The organism is Spirillospora sp. NPDC048824, assembly GCF_043198455.1.
Classification (GTDB): domain Bacteria; phylum Actinomycetota; class Actinomycetes; order Streptosporangiales; family Streptosporangiaceae; genus Spirillospora.
This window is the reverse complement of the sequence record NZ_JBICUS010000002.1, coordinates 605,540-623,963: the sequence shown is the minus strand read 5'-3', so window position 1 is coordinate 623,963 and position 18,424 is coordinate 605,540. Positions and strand designations below refer to the sequence as shown.

At 72.3% G+C, this 18,424-nt stretch carries 17 protein-coding genes; 9 read left to right on the top strand and 8 right to left on the bottom strand.

The features are described from left to right. The first annotated feature begins 84 nt into the window (after positions 1 to 84). The 5 genes from pdxH to ACGFIS_RS06195 all read left to right on the top strand — a co-directional run bounded on the left by pdxH (position 85) and on the right by ACGFIS_RS06195 (position 6,642). Entirely contained in the window at positions 85 to 795 is a 711-nt protein-coding gene (gene pdxH / locus ACGFIS_RS06215; protein ID WP_392899697.1) for a pyridoxamine 5'-phosphate oxidase, read from the top strand. After that, positions 792 to 2,099, top strand: a complete 1,308-nt coding sequence (locus ACGFIS_RS06210; protein WP_392969820.1) for an MFS transporter — start codon at positions 792 to 794, stop codon at positions 2,097 to 2,099. The genes pdxH and ACGFIS_RS06210 overlap by 4 nt, the downstream gene beginning before the upstream one ends. A gap of 236 nt (positions 2,100 to 2,335) precedes the next feature. Further along, on the top strand, positions 2,336 to 3,040 hold the full coding sequence (locus ACGFIS_RS06205) for a metal-dependent transcriptional regulator (RefSeq protein WP_392899701.1): 705 nt from the start codon (positions 2,336 to 2,338) through the stop codon (positions 3,038 to 3,040). Between the two features lie 213 nt (positions 3,041 to 3,253). Continuing rightward, complete coding sequence (locus ACGFIS_RS06200; protein ID WP_392899704.1) at positions 3,254 to 5,641, top strand: SpoIIE family protein phosphatase; 2,388 nt, start codon at positions 3,254 to 3,256, stop codon at positions 5,639 to 5,641. A 5-nt stretch (positions 5,642 to 5,646) separates the two neighbouring features. Further along, entirely contained in the window at positions 5,647 to 6,642 is a 996-nt protein-coding gene (locus tag ACGFIS_RS06195; protein ID WP_392899707.1) for a zinc-dependent alcohol dehydrogenase family protein, read from the top strand. A gap of 4 nt (positions 6,643 to 6,646) precedes the next feature. Here the strand turns inward: ACGFIS_RS06195 and ACGFIS_RS06190 are convergent, their stop codons facing one another. Further along, positions 6,647 to 7,489, bottom strand: a complete 843-nt coding sequence (locus tag ACGFIS_RS06190; protein ID WP_392899710.1) for a class I SAM-dependent methyltransferase — start codon at positions 7,487 to 7,489, stop codon at positions 6,647 to 6,649. A gap of 208 nt (positions 7,490 to 7,697) precedes the next feature. After that, positions 7,698 to 7,865, bottom strand: coding sequence for a hypothetical protein (locus ACGFIS_RS06185; RefSeq protein WP_392901462.1), 168 nt, complete (start codon positions 7,863 to 7,865; stop codon positions 7,698 to 7,700). A 102-nt stretch (positions 7,866 to 7,967) separates the two neighbouring features. On the opposite strand from ACGFIS_RS06185, the gene ACGFIS_RS06180 reads away from it, so the two are divergent. The 3 genes from ACGFIS_RS06180 to ACGFIS_RS06170 all read left to right on the top strand — a co-directional run bounded on the left by ACGFIS_RS06180 (position 7,968) and on the right by ACGFIS_RS06170 (position 10,611). After that, on the top strand, positions 7,968 to 8,369 hold the full coding sequence (locus tag ACGFIS_RS06180) for a hypothetical protein (RefSeq protein ID WP_392899714.1): 402 nt from the start codon (positions 7,968 to 7,970) through the stop codon (positions 8,367 to 8,369). A 140-nt stretch (positions 8,370 to 8,509) separates the two neighbouring features. After that, entirely contained in the window at positions 8,510 to 9,655 is a 1,146-nt protein-coding gene (locus tag ACGFIS_RS06175) for an acetyl-CoA C-acetyltransferase (RefSeq protein ID WP_392899717.1), read from the top strand. A 176-nt stretch (positions 9,656 to 9,831) separates the two neighbouring features. Beyond that, a complete protein-coding gene (locus ACGFIS_RS06170) occupies positions 9,832 to 10,611 on the top strand; it encodes an enoyl-CoA hydratase/isomerase family protein (protein WP_392899720.1) in 780 nt (259 codons plus the stop codon). Positions 10,612 to 10,648: 37 nt separating this feature from the next. Here the strand turns inward: ACGFIS_RS06170 and ACGFIS_RS06165 are convergent, their stop codons facing one another. Continuing rightward, complete coding sequence (locus tag ACGFIS_RS06165; protein WP_392899723.1) at positions 10,649 to 11,740, bottom strand: RDD family protein; 1,092 nt, start codon at positions 11,738 to 11,740, stop codon at positions 10,649 to 10,651. A gap of 72 nt (positions 11,741 to 11,812) precedes the next feature. Here ACGFIS_RS06165 and ACGFIS_RS06160 point away from each other — a divergent pair, with 72 nt between their 5' ends. Then, entirely contained in the window at positions 11,813 to 12,808 is a 996-nt protein-coding gene (locus ACGFIS_RS06160) for a stage II sporulation protein M (protein ID WP_392899726.1), read from the top strand. A gap of 22 nt (positions 12,809 to 12,830) precedes the next feature. On the opposite strand, the gene ACGFIS_RS06155 is transcribed toward ACGFIS_RS06160, so the two are convergent. From ACGFIS_RS06155 to ACGFIS_RS06135, 5 genes are all read right to left on the bottom strand, one after another. Beyond that, positions 12,831 to 14,123, bottom strand: coding sequence for a DUF58 domain-containing protein (locus ACGFIS_RS06155; protein ID WP_392899729.1), 1,293 nt, complete (start codon positions 14,121 to 14,123; stop codon positions 12,831 to 12,833). Then, positions 14,123 to 15,091, bottom strand: coding sequence for an AAA family ATPase (locus tag ACGFIS_RS06150; protein WP_392901418.1), 969 nt, complete (start codon positions 15,089 to 15,091; stop codon positions 14,123 to 14,125). Before ACGFIS_RS06150 ends, ACGFIS_RS06155 begins: the two co-directional genes overlap by 1 nt. A 92-nt stretch (positions 15,092 to 15,183) precedes the next feature. Beyond that, on the bottom strand, positions 15,184 to 16,431 hold the full coding sequence (locus ACGFIS_RS06145; RefSeq protein WP_392899732.1) for a DUF4350 domain-containing protein: 1,248 nt from the start codon (positions 16,429 to 16,431) through the stop codon (positions 15,184 to 15,186). Then, complete coding sequence (locus ACGFIS_RS06140; RefSeq protein WP_392899735.1) at positions 16,425 to 17,138, bottom strand: DUF4129 domain-containing protein; 714 nt, start codon at positions 17,136 to 17,138, stop codon at positions 16,425 to 16,427. The genes ACGFIS_RS06145 and ACGFIS_RS06140 overlap by 7 nt, the downstream gene beginning before the upstream one ends. Continuing rightward, on the bottom strand, positions 17,135 to 18,250 hold the full coding sequence (locus ACGFIS_RS06135; RefSeq protein ID WP_392969770.1) for a hypothetical protein: 1,116 nt from the start codon (positions 18,248 to 18,250) through the stop codon (positions 17,135 to 17,137). Before ACGFIS_RS06135 ends, ACGFIS_RS06140 begins: the two co-directional genes overlap by 4 nt. Between the last annotated feature and the right edge of the window lie 174 nt (positions 18,251 to 18,424).

Sequence of the window (18,424 nt, the reverse complement as noted above, 5' to 3'; positions counted from 1 at the left end):
TGCCATTGAACCCTGTCCGCCTTACTTGCCAGTACCCAGGGGCCATGTGAGTTGCACAAGACCCAGGTGAGAGGCTCTGACGCTGTGGATTCCACGACGCCCGATCCCGCACGGCTCCGAAGATCCTACGAAGGGGGCGAATTGGTGGAAACTTCACTCCCCGCCGACCCGCTCGCGCTGTTCGCCGCATGGTTCGCCGACGTGCACACCTTCGGGCTCGCGGAACCGAACGCGATGGTGCTGGCCACGGCGTCCGGGGACGGGGTGCCGAGCGCCCGGACCGTCCTGCTGAAGGGGTACGGGCCGCAGGGATTCCGCTTCTTCACGAACCTGACCTCGCACAAGGGGCGCGACCTCGCGGAGAATCCCCGCGCGGCGCTCGTCTTCCCCTGGCATGAGATGCACCGGCAGGTGCGCGTCGCCGGTCCCGTGGAGGAACTGTCGCGGGACGAGTCCGCCGCCTATTTCCGGACGCGCCCGTACGGGTCGCGGCTCGGTGCGTGGGCGAGCGAGCGGCAGTCGGGCGTCATTCCCGGACGGGACATGCTGGAGCGCCGCTACGCCGAGCTGGCCGAACGCTGGCCGGACCCCGCCTCGGGGCGTCCCCCGGGGTCGCCGGACGCCGACGACGCGGATGCCGTTCCGCTGCCGGACTTCTGGGGCGGCTACCGGCTCGTCCCGGAGTCGATCGAGTTCTGGCAGGGCCGCCGTGACCGGCTCCATGATCGGATCCGCTATCGTCGCTCCGCCCCGGACGATTCAGGGGACTGGGTGATGGAGAGACTGTCTCCCTGAAGCCCCCGGAGGAACCCCTGAAGGACGGCAAGGCCCGCACGAATGCGCGGGGGAGCAGGCTGCGCCGGCTGGCGATCGACACCCGGCCGCTCGGCCTGCCCGCTTTCCGGCGGCTGTGGCTGGGGCAGGGCGTATCGTTCGTCGGGTTCCAGGTCACCGCCGTGGCCGTCCCCGTCCAGGTGTACGACATGACGAGGTCGTCGCTGTGGGTGGGCGTGCTCGGCTTCGTCAACCTCGTCCCGCTGATCGTGTTCGGGCTGTGGGGCGGCGCGGTGGCCGACCACATGGACCGGCGCAGGCTGCTGTTCCTCTCGTCCTGCGTCATGTGGGTCGCGACCCTGCTTCTGCTGGCCCAGGCCTTGCTGGGCATCGAGAGCCTCGCCCTGATCATGGCGGTGGTGGCGGTCCAGGCGGTCGGGTTCGCGGTGTCCTCGCCGACCCGCAGCGCGATCATCCCCCGGCTGTTCGACGCGCCGCTCGTCCCCGCCGCCAACACCCTGAACTTCACCATCCTGCAGGGCGGCGGGCTGGCCGGACCGCTGTTCGCGGGCGTCATCCTCGCGCGCTGGAACTACGGCGCGGCCTATGCGCTGGACGCCGTGCTGTTCACGGTCGCGCTGTACGCGGCGCTGCGGCTCCCCGCCATCCCGCCCCTCGCGGACACCGGCCGGGCGCCGGGCCTGCGGTCGGTCTTCGACGGGCTCCGGTTCCTGTCCACGCAGCCGGTCCTGATGATGTCGTTCGTCGTGGACATCATCGCGATGGCGATCGCGATGCCGCGCGCCCTGTTCCCCGAGGTCGCCGAGACCCGATTCGGCGGCGACGGGGCGGTCGGGTACCTGTTCGCCGCGATCGCGATCGGCGCGTTCCTCGGCGGGCTGTCGTCCGGCTGGATCGGGCGGGTGCACCGCCAGGGAATCGCCCTCGTCGCGTCCATCGTGATCTGGGGCCTCGCGGTCGCGGCCGCCGGGCTGTCCGGGCGGTTGTGGCTCGTGGTGGTGCTGCTGGCCGTCGGCGGCGCGGCGGACCTGGTGTCGGCCGTCTTCCGCCAGTCGATGCTCCAGACCTACGCGCCGGACGAGATGCGCGGACGGCTCCAGGGCGTGTTCACCGTCGTCGTCGCGGGCGGGCCGCGGCTCGGGGACGTGCGCGCGGGCGCGACCGCGAGCGTCACCGGCGCCACCGCGTCGTGGGTGGGCGGCGGCCTCGCCTGCGCGGTCCTGGTGGTCATCGCGGCGTTCGCCGTCCCGGCGCTGCTGCGCTACGACACCCGCACCGCCGAGACGGTCCCCGTCAAACCCTGACGCCGGCTCACCCGGCTCCATCTCACCCGGCGCCGCGTCAGCCGAGCGCCGGCGCGGCGCAGCGCGTCCAGATCGGCCCGCTCTTCGGGCGTCCGGGGCAGGAACGGTTCCGCGTCCGGGGAAGGTTCAGCGTTCATCTTGCGTTCCCCCGTACCCGGCTTGACGAGGATATTCGCGGGGCCCGGCGGTGCCGGGTCCGAGCAAGTAGACTCGGCCCCATAAGACTGGAGGGAGCTGTGACCTCACACGGCCTGATCGATACCACGGAGATGTACCTCCGGACGGTTTTCGAGCTCGAAGAGGAGGGGATCATCCCCCTCCGTGCGCGCATCGCCGAGCGGCTCTCCCAGAGCGGCCCGACGGTGAGCCAGACGGTCGCGCGGATGGAGCGCGACGGGCTGCTGCGGGTCGAGGGAGATCGGCACCTCGAGCTGACCGAGAACGGTCGCGGTCTCGCAACGCGCGTCATGCGCAAGCACCGCCTCGCCGAATGCCTGCTGGTCAACGTGATCGGACTGCCCTGGGAGGACGTCCACATCGAGGCATGCCGGTGGGAGCACGTGATGTCGGAGGACGTCGAACGCCGGCTCGTCGCACTGCTGGACAACCCGACCACCTGCCCGCACGGCAACCCGATCCCCGGCCTCGCCGAACTCGGCGCCACCGGCGGCGTCGCCGCCGACACCTCGCCGCTGTCGGTGATGACCGCGGTGGCCAGCCCCGGTGGCGCGGACGCCGTGATCCGCCGGATCAGCGAGCAGGTGCAAAGCGACAGCGACCTGATGCTTAGACTCAAGCAGATAGGGATACAACCGGGACGAGAGGTGACTCTTCGGGCGACCGATGACGGGGTGCGGGTGATCAGTGAGGACGAGGCCGACGGTCCCGCGACGGAACTGCCGCGCGACATCGCCGAGCACGTGTTCGTCAGCAGGCGCTGACCCGCGGGGAATGCGTGCCGGCGGCGTGGGCGGCTCCGTCTCGAAGGTCTATACCGAAGATCTCCGTGGCTTCGCGCCTTTCGGGCGTATCCCGGCGGCGGCTTCGTCGTTCAATACGACGAGACGAACACGTGCGATGTCCGCGCCGCGACGCCCGGTGATCAGCCGGGCGGCGGCCCGGGCGGGGATCGCGACTGGTACCGGGATGGGGAGATGAGCCACTGGGGGGAAGCGCCTGACGAGGCGTATCTGCCGCCCGAGACCGTCCTGAACCAGATGGAGATGGCGGTCATCGTCTGCGACCGCTTCAGCAACGTCATCTACGGCAACGCCTTCGCCCGCCAGCTGTTCGGGTTCGGCGGCGACGAGATCATCGGTCACTCCGTCCTGTCCCTGGGGATCGCCGAGGAGGACCACGAGCAGGCCACCGAACTGGCCAAGCACGTCCTCAAGGGCGGTGTGTGGGAGGGCACGTTCTGCAACCTGCGCGCCGACGGCACCACCGTCTACACCCGCGCGCACGCGGTGCCGCTGCGGCACCCGTCCGGCGCGGTCGACGGCGTCGTGATCTTCGCGCGGGAGGCGCTGCGCTCCAACCAGCGCGAGCAGGACCGCTACGGCCTGATGGAACGCATCGGCGAGCGGCTCGCCGGATCCCTGGAGCTGGAGAGCACGCTCCGGCGCGTCGCCGACACGCTCGTCCCGCAGTTCGCCGACCACTGCTTCATCGACCTGTACACCGGCGACCGGCTGTACCGGCGGGTGTCGCGGCACGCGGGCGGCTGGGAGCCGCCGCCCGGGACCTGGGCGGAGGTCGGCGAGCCCGTCTCCTACCCCCGCGGCCACTTCAGCGAGAAGGCGATGAGCCGCCGCGACGCCGTCCTCGTCGAGGACATGATCCAGCACCGGTTCGCCGCGCCGACCGAGTCGTCCAAGCGGCTCGGCGACGAGATGGGCATCACATCGGTGATCTCGGCGCCGCTGCTGGTGCGCGGCGAGCTGCTCGGTGTGATGAGCCTGGCGCTGTCGAACCTGACCAAGCGTCCCGACCCGCACTACGACGGCTTCGACCGCGACCTGATGGGCGCGATCGCCAGCCGCGTCGCGCTCGCCGTCGACAACGCGCTGCTGTTCGAGGAGGAGCGCGACACCGCGCTGGCGTTCCAGAAGCACCTGCTGCCCGGCGACCGGCCGCCTCCGCTGGACGGCCTGCAGATCGCCTGGCGGTACGAGCCGGCCCGCCCGCTGGAGTCGCACGGGCACGGCATCCAGACGCAGGTCGGCGGTGACTGGTACGACGTGATCCCGCTGTCGGCGGGCCGCGTCGGCCTCGTCATCGGCGACGTCGAGGGCCGCGGCGCCCGCGCCGCAGCGGTGATGGGGCAGCTCCGCGCCGCGCTGCGCGCCTTCGCCCAGGACGACAAGCCGCCTGCCGACATACTGCGCAAGCTGGACGAGTGGGTCCGCACGATGACCCGTCCGGAGCGGATGCGGTCCGGCTGGAACAGCGACGACCTCGTCCGCCCGCCGCTCGTCTCGTGCACCTACTTCGTGTACGACGCGTGGTCGCGGGTGCTGGAGTTCGCCAACGCCGGCCACGACCCGCCGATGCTGATCGTGGACGGCCAGGTCGGCGAGCTGCCGTTCGAGAGCGAGGGCGGCATGCTCGGCCTGCGCGCCCCCGGCATGGGCGGCGAGATCCTCTTCAACGAGGAGACGAGCGAGCTGAAACCGGGCTCCACCCTCGTCCTGTACACCGACGGCCTCATCGACCGGCGCCCCAAGGACGACGGCGAGTACTACACCCGCGAGGAGTCGCGGGAGATGGTCCGCGCCGCCGTCGCCGAGGCCTCCCGCGGCGGTGTCGAGGCGGTCGCCAACGCCGCCTACGAGGCGGTGCCCGGCGACATCGACGACGACGTGGCGATCGTCGTGATCCGCACCGCCGGCGACGAACTGGCCGTCGAGGAGCGCGACTTCACCGCCGAGCCGATCATGGTGTCGGAGGCCCGCCGGATGGCCGCCGACACGTTCGCGTCCTGGGGGATGCTGGACGAGCAGTCCGAGCTGGCGTGCCTGCTGGTCTCCGAGGTCGTCACGAACGTCGTGCTGCACGCCACCGCCACGCCCGCCCCGCGCCGCGAGGTGGGTGTTCCGGTGACGGCCGGGCCTCCCGGGCGCGGCGGTGAGCCGCTCAGCGCCCCGCCGCCCGTCCAGTTCAACACCGAGTTCGGTTCCGGCCCGCAGGACACCGGCACGTACGACACGGGTCCGTACAACAGGGCTTCCTACGATGCGGGCGGATACGACGCCGACTCGTTCGACGGCGCGTTCTCTGAAGACGACTGGAACCTCGGCGCCGACCTCGGCCGCCGCGAGCCGCCGACCAAGGAGTTCCGGCTCCGCCTGCGGCGCGGTGCCGACGCCATCTGGGTCGAGGTGTTCGACTCCGACATGCGGCTGCCGCGCATCCGCAGCGCCGGCGAGACCGACGAGGGCGGCCGCGGCCTGTACCTGGTCGACCAGCTGGCCACCCGGTGGGGCGCCAGGCCGACCGCGGACGGCAAGGCCGTCTGGTTCGAACTACCGCTGACGCCCTGACCGCCATGCGTGCTTGGGTGGTGCGGACCCCGTCCCCGATCTCGTCGGGGCCGCTCGAACGCGCCGCCCGCGACATTCCGTCGCCCGGGCGGGGCGAGCTGCTCGTGCGCGTCCTGGCCTGCGGAGTCTGCCGGACGGACCTGCACGTCGCCGAGGGGGACCTGCCCGTCCACCTGCCCGGCGTGACGCCGGGCCACGAGATCGTCGGGGAGGTCGTCGCCGCCGGTACCGGCGCGCTGCACGGCGCCGGCGACCGGGTCGGTGTCGCCTGGCTGCGCGGGACGTGCGGCGCGTGCCGCTTCTGCCGCCGCGGTGCCGAGAACCTCTGCCCGTCCTCGGTCTACACGGGCTGGGACGCCCACGGCGGCTACGCCGAGCACGCGCTGGCCGTGGACGCCTACGCCTACGCGCTGCCGCCCGAGCTGGACGACGTCCGGGCCGCGCCGCTGCTGTGCGCGGGCATCATCGGCTACCGCGCCCTGCGCCGCGCCGCCGTCCCGCCCGGCGGGCGCCTCGGCATCTGGGGATTCGGCGGCTCCGCCCACCTGGCCGCGCAGATCGCGATCGCGGAGGGCACCGACGTGCACGTCTTCACCCGCAGCCCCGCCGCCCGCGAGCTGGCACGCGAGCTGGGCGCCTCCTGGGCGGGTGACTCCTTCGACCCCGCCCCGGCCCCGCTCGATTCCGCGATCGTCTTCGCCCCGGCGGGCGAACTCGTCCCGGCCGCCCTGGAACGCCTCGACCGCGGCGGGACGTGCGCCGTCGCGGGCATCCATCTGAGCGACGTCCCGTCCCTCGACTACCAGCGGCACCTGTTCCAGGAGCGCCAGATCCGGTCGGTGACGGCGAACACGCGCGCGGACGGCGAGGAGTTCCTCACCATGGCCGCCCGCCTCAACGTGGCCGTCACGACCCACCCCTATGGGCTGGACGACGCGGACCGCGCGCTGGCGGATCTGGCCGCGGACCGCTTCACCGGCGCCGCCGTCCTCGTCCCCTGACCATTCAGGGGATGGGTTCGGCGGCCACGTGAGCCCACGACTGGGTGAACCAGAGTTCGCCGCTGATGATGCGCGGTTTCGCGCCGGTGCGCGGGCCGCCGTCGACCTCGTCGGTGAGGGCGTCGCGGATGCGGTCGGCCGTCGCGTCGTCGCAGGACCCGGCGAGCCACGGCTCCACGGGACGTTCCACGGTGAACACGTCGAGGCGGCGGATGCTCCCGCCCGCCGAGGTGATCATCTCGGTGAGGCGGGCGATGGACGGCGTCCCGGGATGGTCGGGATCGCGGAGCCGCTGGATGCGGTCCCGGTCGGGACCGGTGAGGTTGCCGCGGACGAGGTCGGCGATGATCACGCGTCCGCCGGGCCGGCACACCCGCAGCAGCTCGCGCAGCACGGGGTCGGGGTCGCCCAGGTTGTAGAGCGAGAACCGGGCCGTCACCAGGGAGAAGGCGTTGTCCCTGTACGGCAGCGCGGTGGCGTCCGCCTTGATCGTGGCCTGGTCCGGCCCGACCGGATGCGGCCGTCGGTCCTCGCGCGTCGCGGACGCCGGCGGCGGGTCGTCCCCGGTGAGCCGGACAGGGCCCGTCCCGAACTCCACCGTGGACGTCCGCCCATGCGCCCCGCGCGTGTCGCGTGCGCCGTGCGCGCCTTGCGCGGGCGCGGGCATCGCGTCCACGGCGGTCACATGGCGCACCTGCGGGCCGAGCGCGGCGGGCATCGGGCCGCGGCCGCGCGCGACGTCCAGGCACACGTCGTCGCGGGCGGGTTCGACGAACTCCAGCAGCCGCCGCAGATGCGGGGCGATCGTGCCGCCGGTCTCCTGGATCGCGGGCGCCGGGTGCGGCACTGGGTTCTCCCTCGGCTCGGGCCGGCTTCACCGGACGGGGTGTCGCTCGCGTCCGCCGCGCGGGGCCAGGGCCGGAGGGCCAGATACACCCGGACGATCCGGGTGACTCACGTCTGCCTCGGCGGGGGCGTCGAACGGGCGTGAAGCCGGTTTCGCCAGTTATGACTCTCCGTCGAGGCGGTAAGTTCGGTACCCGCCGCACACAAATTCAGGCGTTCAGGTACTGCCCGTACAGCGCCAGCACGACCAGCACGAACACGGTGATCACCGCGATCCGGGTGGGCATGGGCAGTCGGAGGCGCACCGCGGCCCAGCGCACGCAGAACGCGGCGAGCAGTGACACGACGACCAGGCTGAGGATGCCTTCCATGGTCACCTTCGTCCTTCCGGGGGAATGCCGCCTCCCTGAACGATAGACGTGTAAGGAAGGGGTTACCCGCGGGTTCGGTCCGGACGGGGCACCGATAACCTCCCCCTTGTGGCAGATGCGAAGGAAACAGACGGCCGGGACCGGCTCGACGGCATGATGACCAATCTGGCGCGCGGGCGGATCGCCCTCGGCCTCGCGGCGTTCGCCGCACCCAAGCTGACCGTGAAGGCCATGGGGATGGGCGGCGGCGCCGACCCGGGCCGCGACTACATGGTCCGGATGTTCGCCGCGCGGGAGATCGCGCTCGGCGCCGGCTACCTGCTCAGCGGGGACGACTCCGGACGCCGCCTGTGGGCGCGGCTCGGCCTCGCCGTCGACTCCCTCGACCTCGTGAGCGGCGTGAAGACCCGTCCGGGACTGCCGCTGTGGGCGACGGCCGGGGCCGTGGGCGTCGCCGGGGGCGCGGCGGCGCTCGGGGCGGCGAAGGTCGCCCGCGACATCACGGGCTGACCCGGCAGCGGGCGGTCCGGGGTGAGTGACATCGCCCGAGACTCAGCTCACATGGCGTTGCGTCGCGAGCGATGTAATCTCATACTGACTAACCGAATCTCACTCGGTTTCGGGACGGAACCCCACAATTTGGAGGCGTAGTGGCCGAGGCGTACATCGTCGGCGCGGTCCGTACCCCCGTCGGTACCAAGAAGGGCGCCCTGAAGGACGTCCACCCCGCCGACCTCGGGGCCCACGTGCTCAAGGAGCTCGTCAACCGCACCGGCGTCGACCCCTCAGCGGTCGAAGACAACATCATGGGCTGCGTCATGCAGGTCGGCCCGCAGTCCCTCGACATCGCGCGCACCGCGTGGCTGTCGGCGGGCCTGCCGGACAACGTCCCCGGCGTGACCATCGACCGGCAGTGCGGATCGTCCCAGCAGGCGATCCACTTCGCCGCGCAGGGCGTCCTGTCGGGCACCCAGGACCTCGTCGTCGCGTCCGGCGTCGAGCAGATGGCCGTCGTCCCGATGGGCTCCTCCGTCGCGATGGCCCTGGAGAAGGGCATGCCCTTCCCGTACGGCGAGGGCTGGGCAGAGCGGTACGGCCAGCAGGAGGTCTCCCAGTTCCGCGGCGCGCAGATGATGTGCGAGAAGTGGGGCTTCAAGCGCCAGGACCTCGAAGAGTTCGCTCTCGAAAGCCACCAGCGCGCCAGCAAGGCCATCGACGCCGGCTACTACGACCGGGAGATCGCCCCGATCGCCGGCCTGTCCAAGGACGAGGGCGCCCGCCCCGACACCACGCTGGAGAAGATGGCGGGCCTGAAGCCCCTCCGCGAGGGCTGGGACATCACCGCCGCCGTCGCCTCGCAGATCTCCGTCGGCGCGTCCGCGCTGCTCATCGCCTCCGAAGAGGCCGTCAAGCAGCACAACCTGACGCCCCGCGCCCGCATCCACACCCTCGCCGTGTGCGGCTCGGACCCGGTCTACATGCTGACCGGCCCGATCCCCGCCACCGAGAAGGCCCTGTCGCGCGGCGGCCTGAAGATCGACGACATCGACGTCTTCGAGGTGAACGAGGCGTTCGCCCCGGTTCCGCTCGCCTGGGCCAAGGACACCGGCGCCTCCCTGGAGAAGACCAACCCGAACGGCGGCGCGATCGCCCTCGGCCACCCGCTCGGCGCCACCGGCGGCATCCTGATGACCAAGCTGCTGCACGAGCTGGAGCGCACCGGCACCCGCTACGGCCTCCAGACCATGTGCGAGGGCGGCGGCCAGGCCAACGCCACGATCATCGAGCGCGTTTAGTATTGATTCCGCGGCCTCGGGGCCCCGCCTGCCGGCCCGGACCCGAACCGCGTAAGCGGCGAGCGCTGCATCGCTTCGCGATCCGCCCCTTGGAGCATCGCCTCCGGCTCGCTCCAAGGGGCGGTCGACGCGCTCCCGGTGGCCGGTGTGGTCGCGTGGCCGGGAAGGGCTGAGGCATGTACGAAACGATCCTGTACGAGGTCGCGGATCGCGTCGCCCGGATCACCCTGAACCGGCCCGAGGCGCGCAACGCCCTCAGCGTCCAGATGATCGACGACCTGCTCGACGCGTTCGAGCGGGCCAAGGCCGACCCGGACGTCCGGGTCATCGTCCTCACCGGTTCGGGGGATCGCGCCTTCTGCGCGGGCGCCGACCTCGGCGGCCTGGGCGAGAACGGTCTCGCCGCCCCCGACGCGATCCGCGAGAGCGCCCCGTTCCGGCTGTTCACCGCGTTCCCGAAGCTCGGCAAGCCGATCATCGCCCGCCTCGCCGGGCACGCCGTGGCGGGCGGCCTGGGCCTGGCCGCCGCATGCGACCTCGTGATCGCCGCCGACGACGTCAAGCTCGCCACCCCCGAGGTCGACGTCGGGCTCTGGCCCATGATGATCATGGCGATCATCAACCGGAACGTCGCCCCGAAGCACGCCTTCAAGCTCTACTACACGGGCTCCCGCATCACCGCCGCCGAGGGCCGCGACATCGGCCTGGTCACCGAGGTCGTCCCCCGCGCGTCGCTGGACGCCCGCGTCGGCGAACTCGCCGGTGTCATCGCGTCCAAGAGCCCGCTCGGCCTGCGCCGGGGACGCGACGCCTTCTTCGCCGTCGAAGGCCGCCCGCTGGAGGACCAGGTGGCCCACCTGCTGGGCGAACTGGTCGGACTGGCCGCCACCGAGGACGCCAAGGAAGGCATCACGGCGTTCCTGGAGAACCGCCCCCCCGATTTCCAAGGCCGCTGACGACCGCGCGGTCGATCACCGGGGCATCGGCTCGTGCTCAGCGGCCGGGCGGATACGGATGGTGCGGGGGAGGGCCCCCAGCGGGCGGGTACGGGGTGTTCGGCGGTGGGCCGCCTGCCGGGTGGGAACCTGTCGGGTAGGGGCCGGCGGCGGGCGGACGAGGGGCGTTCAGGACGTTCTGGTACGGGCCGGCGCCGTAGTCGGACGGGGGCAGGAACTGCGGCTGCCCCGCGGTGGGAGTGCTGAACGGCGGCGGAGCCGGCGGGCCCTGCCGCACCGGGCCGCCCGGCGGAGGCCCGGCCGCCGCCATGGCCGGGACGGGCGCCGGGCCGGAGGCGGGGGCCCAGGCCGTCCAGCCGAAGCGCTGCATGCGCCGGGCGCGGCGCTGCGCCAGCCGCCACTCATCACGGTGGCGGCGCTCGGCGAGGATGGCCGACAGCAGGATCTCCGGGCGCACGCCCGGCGGCGGGGGCGGGCTCACCACCTCGACGACCTGCGACGCGATCCGGTGCCCCAGCGAGTCGCGGACCTCCGGCAGCAGCTCCCAGAAACGCGACAGGTACTGCCGCGCCGTCATCGCCAGCTCGTCCGACAGCATCGACAGCTCCAGCGAGCGGGCCCACCAGGCGAGCTGCGGCGGCATCACCGCCAACGGGGTGAAGTAGGCCGACTGGGCCCGGTCCTGGATGACGATCGTCCCGGCGAACAGGTCGCCGAGGCGCTTGCCGCGCCGGTTGCAGAACGAGGTGATCAGCGCGGGCGAGCCGTAGAACGTCCAGAACTCGATGACCCCGGCCAGCGCCCGCACGAGGGCCTGCCGGAACCGGATCGGACCGCCGTCGTCGGCGACGACCCGGAGCCCGACGGCCATCTTCCCCAGCGTCCGGCCCCGCGACAGTGTCTCGAACACGCACGGATAGCCGACCAGGACGGCGATGACGGCGAGCAGCGTCAGCCCGACCGCCCATGCTTCGTCGGCGACGAGCGCCGTCATCGCCGTCACGTAGACCGCGACGTTGAGCAGGACCAGCTGGAGAATCAGGTCGAGCAGCATGGCGCAGCCACGGCTGGCCAGGCGCGCGACCCGGATGTCGAGCGCGACGGCCTCGCCGGTGACGAGTTCAGCCATGTCCTGATCCTCCGATTGCCTGGGGTGGGTCCATTTTGCCGGTTCCCTGGGTGAAGACGTTAGTCTCCCTGGGTGGACGTCGACGCCTACGTGGCCGCGCACAACGCCGAATGGCAGCGCCTTGAGTGGCTCATCAACCGCGGCCGCAGGCTGACCGGCGCGGAAGCCGACGAACTGGTCGAGCTTTATCAGCGGACGGCGACCCACCTGTCGGTCGTCCGGTCCAGTTCACCCGACCCTCAGCTCGTAGGACGGCTGTCGTCGCTCGTGGCGCGGGGCAGGGCGGCGGTGGCCGGCGCGCAGGCGCCGCTGTGGCGGGACGTCACCCGGTTCGCGACGGTGTCGTTCCCGGCGGCCGCGTACCGGATGCGGTGGTGGTGGCTCGGCAGCGCCGTCCTCGGCAACCTGGTGTCGCTTGCCCTGGCGATCTGGGTCGTGCACAGCCCCGAAGTGCAGGCGAGCATCGGCACACCGGACGAGATCCGCGAACTGGTCGAGAACGACTTCGCGAACTACTACACCGAGCATTCGGCGGCGTCGTTCGCGTTCCAGGTCTGGGTCAACAACGCCTGGGTGTCGGCGATCGCGCTGATATTCGGCATCCTGCTCGGTATCCCGACGGTGTACGTGCTGCTGCTGAACCAGGTCAACCTCGGCCTCACCGGCGGCCTGATGTTCGCCTACGGCAAGGGCGACGTGTTCTTCGGGCTGATCCTCCCGCACGGCCTGCTGGAACTCACCGCCGTCTACCTGGCCTGCGCGGGGGGCCTGAAACTCGGCTGGACGATCATCGACCCGGGGCCGCGGCGGCGAGGGCAGGCACTCGCCGAGGAGGGACGCGCCGCCGTCAGCATCGCGATCGGCCTCGTCGCCGTCCTGCTGGTGTCCGGCCTCATCGAGGGATTCGTCACCGGCTGGGTGCACATCACCTGGCTGCGCATCGGCATCGGCGTCGTCGCCGAGGCCGCGTTCCTCGGCTACGTGATCGTCCTCGGCCGCCGCGCCACCCGCCAGGGCGAGACCGGCGACGCCGAACTGCGCCCCGACCTGGCCCCGGTGGCGGGCTGACGGGCGCACCGGGCGTCCGGGCTCAGAGGCGGCCCGCGGCCTTCAGCGCCAGGTAGGCGTCGGCGAGGGCGGGGGCGATCTCGCCGGGTGGGGCGTCCACGACCTCGACACCGTGCCCGCGGAGCTCGGCGGTGAGGCGGCGGCGTTCGGCGCGGGCGCGTTCGGCGGCGGCCGCGTCGTACACCGACGCGAGGTCGCCGCGTCCGGCCGCCATCTCCCCGACCCGCGGATCCGACACCGCGGCGATCATGACGAGGTGCCGGGCGGTGAGCTGCGGCAGCAGCGGCAGCAGCCCCTCCTCCATCGCGGCGCTGTTCAGCTCGGTGAGCAGGACGACCAGGCACCGCTGCCGGACGCGCGCCATCAGCGTCGACACCATCCCGGCGGCGTCGCACTCGATCAGCTCCGGCTCCAGCGGCGCGAGCGCGTGCACCATCGCGGGCAGCAGGTCGGTGCGGGAGGCGCCCTCGACGCGGGTGCGGACGCGCCGGTCGTAGGCGAGCAGGTCGACGCGGTCGCCGGCGCGGGACGCGAGGGCGCCGAGCAGCATCGCCGCGTCCATCGAGCAGTCGAGCCGGGGGATGTCGCCGACGCGGCCCGCGGAGGTGCGGCCGGTGTCGAGCACCAGGTAGATCCGCCGGTCGCGTTCGGGACGCCACGTCCGGACGACGACGTCGCCGCGGCGTGCCGTGGCCCGCCAGTCGATGGACCGGACGTCGTCGCCGTCCACGTACTCCCGCAGCGAGTCGAACTCGGTTCCCTGCCCGCGGATCAGGGCGACGTGCGCGCCGGTCAGTTCACGCAGGCGTGCGAGCTTGGAGGGAAGGTGGCGGCGCGACGGAAACGCCGGCAGGGCACGGACCGTCCAGGGCGCGGGACGCGAAAGCTGCCGCGCGGCCAGCCCGAGCGGCCCGACAGAGCGGACCACGACGGTGACGGCCTTCCGGTCGCCGCGGCGGGTCGGAGTCAACGTCATCTCGACGCGGCGTCGCTCCCCGGCCGGGACGTGCACCTTGACCATGCGCGGGGTGGCACCGGCGCTGGGCGGCCACACGTCACGCAGGCGCGCTTTCAAGCGCCGCCGTCCCAGGTTCTCCACGATCAGCGACACCTTGGCCGTCTCACCGAGACGGACGTTGGTGTCGCCCGCGCGGTGGAAGCGCAGCGCCCGCACGTTTCCGGCCAGCGCGAGGTCGGCGACGACGCCGAGCAGCAGGACGCCCCACACCGCGAACAGCGTCCACCAGCTCGGCGCCACCAGCGGGACGAGCGCGCCGAGCAGTGCCAGCAGCCCCAGGCGTCCGGTCAGCGCCATCAGCGCGGGGCGGGGACGTGGGCGAGGATGCCCTCCAGCACGCCGTCGGCCGTCGCGCCCTCCAGTTCCGCCTCGGGACGGAGCTGGACGCGGTGCCGCAGCGTCGGCCGGGCCAGCGCCTTCACATCGTCCGGCGTGACGTAGTCGCGGCCCGACAGCCACGCCCAGGCACGGGACGTGGCCAGCAGCGCCGTCGCACCACGGGGGGAGACGCCGAGCTGGAGCGACGGCGACTGCCGGGTGGCGCGGCACAGGTCCACGACGTACGCGGCGACCTTGGGGTCGAGGTGGATGGCCCTGACGGCGGCCCGCCCGGCGGCGAGTTCGTCCGCGCCCGCGACGGCCTGGACCTCCGACAGGTCACGCGGGTCGAAACCGGCCGCGTGCCGCTGAAGCATGGAGATCTCTTCGTCCCGGGTGGGGACGGGCACGCTCAGCTTGACCAGGAACCGGTCGAGCTGGGCCTCGGGCAGGGGGTAGGTGCCCTCGTACTCGATCGGGTTCTGTGTCGCGCACACCACGAACGGGTCGGGCAAAGCGCGCGCGGAGCCCTCAACCGAGACCTGCCGTTCCTCCATGGCCTCCAGAAGGGAGGCCTGCGTCTTCGGCGGCGTCCGGTTGATCTCGTCGGCGAGGAGGAGGTTGGTGAAGACGGGACCCTCGCGGAACTCGAACTCCGCGGTCCTGTTGTCGTACACCAGCGATCCGGTCACGTCACCGGGCATCAGGTCAGGGGTGAACTGGACGCGCTTGAAATCCAGGTCGAGGGCACGCGAGAGCGTCTTGATGAGCAGCGTCTTCGCCGTACCTGGGACGCCCTCCAGCAGCACGTGGCCGCGGCAGAGCAACGCGATGACCAGACCGGTCACGACGGAGTCCTGGCCGACGACCGTCTTGGCGATCTCACCGCGCAGCGCCGTGAGCGCCGCGCGGGCCGTCTCGGCCTGCCGCCGCGCCTCCTCCGGCATCCCGCCCGGCGGAGGGCCGCTCACGGCGCTCGCGCCGCTTCCGGCGCCCATGCCACCGGGCACGTCGTCCTTCCCGAGCTCTACTGGGTGGTTCAAGACTGGCGTACCTGCCTTTCCAGGTCGTCGAGGACGTCGCTGAGGGCGATGAGCCCTGCGTCGTCCAAGGGTTCAGGACCGTACAGGGCCGCGCCGACGTACGTCTCGTCGTAGGGCGAGCGGTGGGCGACCGCCGAGACGATCTCCTGCGCGGCGGCGGGGTCCTGCGCGCTGCTGCGGGGGAGTCCGAGCAGCGGGACGAGACGTTCGCGCGCCCCGGATCGCAACGCGTCCGAGGCCCGGTCGCGGGCGTGCCCGGCGCGGTAGAGGCGGGCACGCCCCTCGACCGTTTCGGCGGAGCGTACGACGACCGGCAGCGCCTCCGCCACGACCGGGCCGAGGCGGCGGCCCCGCCACAGGGCGACCAGCAGCACCGCGACCAGCAGCTGGAGCATGAACAGCTTGACGCCGAACGGCAGCAGATCACCGAGCGACTGCTGCCCGGCGCCCGCGCCGTTCTCCGGCATGTCGGGGACGAGCCAGACGACCGAGGAAGCGGCACCGGTGCCGGTCGTGGAGAGCAGGTTCATCGCCAGCGCCGCGTTGCCCTCCTCGGTGAGGCGCTCGTTCGTCAGCGGTGAGGCGGAGCCCAGCACGGTGACGGTGCCGGCGACGTTCCGGACCTGGACGACCCTGGGACTGCCGTACTCGGTCTTGTAGCACTCCGTGACGGGTCCGGTCACGTCGTACGTCTCGGACTCGTGGAGGGCGACCGGGCCCGAAAGCGCGGCGGCCTGCAGCGAACAGCCCGGCTCGTCGGCGTCCTCGAAGGTCGAGCCGCCCTTGCGCACCCGCGGGGCCAGCTCGGCGAGCGCGAACGACGTGGGCCGGACGAGCAGCAGATCGGCCTGCGCGCCCGACAGGTGGGTCAGGTCCTCGCTGGTGAGCCGCTCGGTGCGGGTCACCACCATGACCGTCCCCGGACCGGCCTGGCGGACGGCGTCGTCCACGTCCCTGGCCACCGACACCGACGTCCCGTTCTGCCGCAGGATCTCCGCGAGGGCCCTGCTGCCGTCCTGCTTCGGCGAGGTCGGGTCGAGCGCCTGCGGCGACGTCGAGGGCCGCAGCGCGGCCAGGATCACGGCGATCACGACCATCGCGAGGATCACCGCGACCACGCCGCGGGCCGACCGCCAGCGGCGCCCCGCGACCTGCCGCGCGGACGGCTCCGCGCCCTGCCCGCCTTGCCCGCTCTGTCCGCCCTGTCCGGCCGGTCCGCTCTGGGGCGGGGTCTGCGTCACCATCGCGGGCCTCCGTCCTCGCCGGCCCCGGCGAGTGTGAGGTCGTCGTCCTCCAGCGGTTTCGGCCGTGCCGCCCGCAGCCTGTCGTCCAGGTCCTTGACCCGCGCGTACCCCTCGGAGGTGCCGGGACGGTCGCCGTACCAGACGTCGTCGAAGATCCGCACGCCGGTGCGCAGGTCGTCGGCCAGCTCGGGTACGGCCTCGCCCGCTTCGGCGGCCAGTTCGTCGGCGGTACGCCCCGGACGCGCCGACAGCACCGCGCGCTCCTCGAGGTCGCGGGCGATGGCCCGGAGCCGCTCGCGGATCGCCTCGGGCCACTGGCCGGCCGCCGCGTGCCGTTCCGCCGCGTCCCGGTGGTCGAGCGCCGTCGACGGCTCGTCGTCCAGCAGCGGGTCGGTCCGGGAGCGCGGGTTCCAGCGGCCCCGCATCAGCCACGCGACCAGCGCGATCGCGGCGAGGACGATGAGCACGATGACGACGATCGACACCCAGCCGCCGCCGCTGCCCTGCGCCTCCGGGCGGGCCGCCTGGGTGAGCAGATCCTGCAGCCACTCGGAGAAGTCGTCCCAGGCGCGTTCCAGCCAGGACGGCTTGTCGCGCTGGTAGATCTGCTTCTCCAGTTCGCGGCGGGCCATCTCGCGGGCCTCGTCGCGGCCGACCGGATCGAGCGACATGGGTGTGAGCACGGTCATGGATGTGAGCACGGTCATGGATGCGCCCCCGCCTGCGGACGTGCCGGTGGCGGGCCGGTCCGCCACAGGTCGATGAAGCCTTCATCGCGGTCGGTGCCGTCCCCATCGGCGCCGTCCCGGCCGGTGCCGTCGCGGCCGTCGGCGACCCGGCCTTCCGGGCCCGCCGAAATGGCCGCCGCGGAACGTCCCCGGGTGCGCAGCTCCAGATCGAAGCCTTCGCGGCGCATCCGCCGGTCCATGTAGAGCAGGGCGATCACGCCGGCGTCGAACGGCAGCACCACCGACCAGCTCACGATCCGCCCGAGCGTGTCGACGGCCAGCGCGGCCATCGTCGAATCCGCGCCGGAAGAGTCGCCGAAGAAGACCAGCTGCACGAACAGGAACGGGATCCGCAGCGCGAAGAACCCCATGAAGACGGTGATGAGCAAAGCCAGCAGAAGCGTCCCGCACGTCCGGAACCAGCGGCCCTTGGACAGCGTCACCGCGCGGCGGAGTGCGCCGCCGACGGTCTGCCGCTCCATGACGACCGCCGGGACGGCCAGGACGAACAGAAGATAAAGCCACATCATCAGCCCGATGCCGAGGGGGAAGCCCAGAATCCCGGCGGACACGATGAACGCGGGATTCACGTCGGCGGCGATCAGCAGGAAGAACGGTACGACCGGCAAGAGCAGCGCGGCCAGCGAGATCCCCATGACGGCCGCGGCGGTGGCGGCCAGCCGGCCGAGCCTCGGACGGGCGTCCCGCCATGCCTGCCCGGGCGCGATCGGCATGCCCACCAGCTCACGGCCCAGAATCGGTGCCAGCATTCCCGACAGCAGCAAAATCCCATACGCCGACAGCACGAGCCCCAGAACCGTCAGCGTGAGCTGCGCGCCGAGCGACTCCATCAGCACTTCCGGGGTGACCTCGTCCCGGGCGTCGTCGCCGATGAAGAAGTACGCGGCGACCGAACTCGCCACCTGGATCACCGTGCTGATCGCCACCGCCAGCCCGAGCGACGTGCGCGGACGCCGCCGGATCCCGGCGATAGCGCCGTCCAGCATCTCCGAGATGGACATGGGGCGGAACGGGACGCCCTGCACGTCGAGTGCGTCCACGTCGTCGTCCCAGCCGTCCGGTCCCGGCATCTCGGCTCCTGCGATCTCTGGCGAGGGTCGGCCCGGCGCGTCCCGGGGCCCGTCCGGGCCTCCTCAACGAGCGCCGGTCAGGTCATCCTGTCACGGGCGCGGTGCCGCGATTGCCGTCACCGGCCGGGAGCGTGCCGGTCTGGGGTACTACGGAGGGTGCGGACGCCGAATCGC

Bases quoted from the DNA above. Each gene is read 5' to 3' on its own strand.
- ACGFIS_RS06200 (WP_392899704.1), top strand. From the start codon at position 3,254: ATGAGCCACTGGGGGGAAGCGCCTGACGAGGCGTATCTGCCGCCCGAG.
- ACGFIS_RS06195 (WP_392899707.1), top strand. From the start codon at position 5,647: ATGCGTGCTTGGGTGGTGCGGACCCCGTCCCCGATCTCGTCGGGGCCG.
- ACGFIS_RS06170 (WP_392899720.1), top strand. From the start codon at position 9,832: ATGTACGAAACGATCCTGTACGAGGTCGCGGATCGCGTCGCCCGGATC.
- ACGFIS_RS06165 (WP_392899723.1), bottom strand. From the start codon at position 11,740: ATGGCTGAACTCGTCACCGGCGAGGCCGTCGCGCTCGACATCCGGGTC.
- ACGFIS_RS06155 (WP_392899729.1), bottom strand. From the start codon at position 14,123: ATGGCGCTGACCGGACGCCTGGGGCTGCTGGCACTGCTCGGCGCGCTC.
- ACGFIS_RS06150 (WP_392901418.1), bottom strand. From the start codon at position 15,091: ATGCCGGAGGAGGCGCGGCGGCAGGCCGAGACGGCCCGCGCGGCGCTC.
- ACGFIS_RS06145 (WP_392899732.1), bottom strand. From the start codon at position 16,431: ATGGTGACGCAGACCCCGCCCCAGAGCGGACCGGCCGGACAGGGCGGA.
- ACGFIS_RS06140 (WP_392899735.1), bottom strand. From the start codon at position 17,138: ATGACCGTGCTCACATCCATGACCGTGCTCACACCCATGTCGCTCGAT.
- ACGFIS_RS06135 (WP_392969770.1), bottom strand. From the start codon at position 18,250: ATGCCGGGACCGGACGGCTGGGACGACGACGTGGACGCACTCGACGTG.